This is a genomic window from Mycobacterium sp. (assembly GCF_049280035.1).
In the GTDB taxonomy this organism is placed as follows: Bacteria; Actinomycetota; Actinomycetes; order Mycobacteriales; family Mycobacteriaceae; genus Mycobacterium.
Genome location: NZ_JBAPPI010000832.1, coordinates 1 through 2,425, shown reverse-complemented (window position 1 = coordinate 2,425; position 2,425 = coordinate 1). Strand labels below are relative to the sequence as shown.

At 65.5% G+C, this 2,425-nt stretch carries 1 protein-coding gene and 1 pseudogene; one reads left to right on the top strand and one right to left on the bottom strand.

The features are described from left to right. A pseudogene (locus WAN71_RS26650) lies at window positions 1-783 on the bottom strand (hypothetical protein); the annotation flags it as partial. 443 nt (window positions 784-1,226) lie between these two features. Between WAN71_RS26650 and WAN71_RS26645 the strand changes: the two are divergent. After that, on the top strand, window positions 1,227-2,276 hold the full coding sequence (locus WAN71_RS26645; protein WP_422228198.1) for a class I SAM-dependent methyltransferase: 1,050 nt from the start codon (window positions 1,227-1,229) through the stop codon (window positions 2,274-2,276). The last annotated feature ends 149 nt before the right edge of the window (window positions 2,277-2,425 follow it).

Below are 2,425 nucleotides of genomic sequence, written 5' to 3'. Positions count from 1 at the left end.
CACCCCGGTCCCGCCGGTCCCGCCGTCGCCGCCGGTGCCGTAGAACTCACCGCCGGTGCCGCCATCGCCACCGGCTCCGCCGTCGGCGCCGTTGCCGCCGTTACCGCCGTTGCCCCAGTCACCCGCGTTGCCGCCCGCGCCGCCTTGACCGGCCGCGTCGGTGGCGCCGTTGCCGCCGTTACCGAAGAACAACCCGCCGCCTTGGCCATCGGCGTCGGACAGCGAGCCACCGCCCACACCGTTGGCGCCGTTGCAGATCAGCCCGCACGCCCCGCCAGTGGGGTCGGCGGCCGGATCGGTCTGCGCAGCCCACGTGTTGAGCGCAGAGTCCACCTGCTGGCCAAGAGAGCTGTTGATCCACTCCTGCTCAAGTCCGTGAAGGAAGGATGTCGACGAATCGGTGGCCGCAGCAGCAGACCCGGCGTCGGACACCGCACTGGTCGGCGAGAACAAGGCGTCAAAGCTGCTGGGATTGCCCAGATCGGTCAACAAGGTGTCCCACCCGCTCGGGGTGCTCAAATCCGTCAGCAGCCCACTGAGCACACCGGGGTCCAAGAAATCCGTCGGGTTGACTGCGGTGATCGCCGAACTCGCGGCTGAGCCCACAGCGAGGTCGAGGATGTCGTCGAAAATATCGGCTTTGGCCGTCGGCGCGCCCGCTAGCGGGCCCAACCCAAAAGCCAAAAACGCCCCGGCACTACCACCGAGGCCAAAAGCCCGACGCCGCCGACGGGCCTTAGCCTTCGCCGACTGATTCTTCTTTGACGAGCGCTGACCAGCCATCGCCCTGCCCTCTCCGCGCGACGGGATCTCTCAGACGCCCTTAAGCTAATCCTTAGGTACTGGCCCTGGGCCGGAACGCGCAAAAAGCGCAGAAAATTCACTTGATCAGCCGATTTGCGGAACGAAGCGCGCCCGAGGAATGGCGGTTCAGAACAAGATCATTAGACAGCTATGTAATGTTTCCTCAGCTTTGCTTAAGGCAGCCGGGCGGTTCACGTCGCCGCGGCGTCTCGGTTAACGCGAGAGATCGCATCAGACGCCAGCCATCTGTCGAGAACTCTTGCCGGACAGGATATTTGTGACGCAGCCGAACACTGACCACCCCGGAGGCGGCCAGCCAGGCAGACTTGGTTGAGCGCTGGACGTCTGCCAAACGTACGAAATCTGTGAAAACACGCGCGTACCGCCCCGCCAACCCGGCTGGGCCGTTTAGATAGAAGCTGATGGACAATCCGCCGCTTAAATCGATCGATCCCTCAACGTTGCGCGAAGCGCTGGCCCGGCGGTTGTACCGCCGATCGGTAGTCACCGGGCAAATCAGGCTGCCGGCCGTTCCGGAGATGATCGACGAGTACGTCAACATGTGCGACACCGTCTTTGCTGGTGTGGGCGTTGAGTTTTCCGACGAGCAACTTGCTCATCTCGAGACGGTGCTGGAGGGCCAGTTGGCCGAGGCCTATGCGGCCTCGCCACGGTCGGAGATCGTCATCTCGTACGACTCTCCCGTCGGCTCAATGCTGAACTACACCGTCAAAGCCGAATGGTCGACGATCGAGAGCGCCTACGACTGGTGGGTGGCCAACCGAAAGCCGCCACTGTTCGGCACCGAACCCGACGCCCGAGTGTGGGCGCTGGCCGGCGAAGCAGCCGATCCCGGGAACCATCGGGTGCTTGACATCGGCGCCGGAACCGGGCGCAACGCCCTGGCCCTGGCACGGCGGGGCCACCCGGTGGACGTGGTCGAGATGACCCCGAAGTTCGCCGACATCATTCGCGCGGCGGCCGAACAAGATTCAGTGGACATCCGCGTCATCCAGCGCGACGTGTTCGCGACGATGGATGACCTGCGCTGCGATTATCAACTGATCCTGCTCTCCGAGGTGGTGTCCGACTTCCGGACGACGCAGCAGCTGCGCGGCGTGTTCGAACTCGCCGCCCGTTGCCTGGCACCCGGCGGACGCTTGGTGTTCAACGCCTTTCTGGCGCGGCATGGCTACATCCCCGACGACGCCGCGCTGGAACTCGGGCAGCAGGTTTACACGACGATCTTCACCCGGGATGAGCTGACAACGGCAGCGGCCGTGCTGCCGCTCGAGCTCGTCGCCGACGACTCCGTCTACGAGTACGAGCAAACGCACCTGCCCGACGGCGCTTGGCCGCCCACAAGCTGGTATGCCAACTGGGTCAGCGGCCTCGACGTGTTCGACGTCGAGCGCGAGACCTCGCCGATCGAGATGCGCTGGCTCGTCTACCAGAAGGCCGGCAGCGGCTAGTAAGTCGTAGCCGATGCCAACCGCGCCGGGTTAGGCCGAGTGCCCGGGTTGTCCTGGCTGACCTGGCTGACCTGGCTGACCTGGCTGGCCGGGCTGACCGCCGGGGCCGGGTGCGCCACCGGCGCCGCCTGCGCCGGGCGCCCCACCTG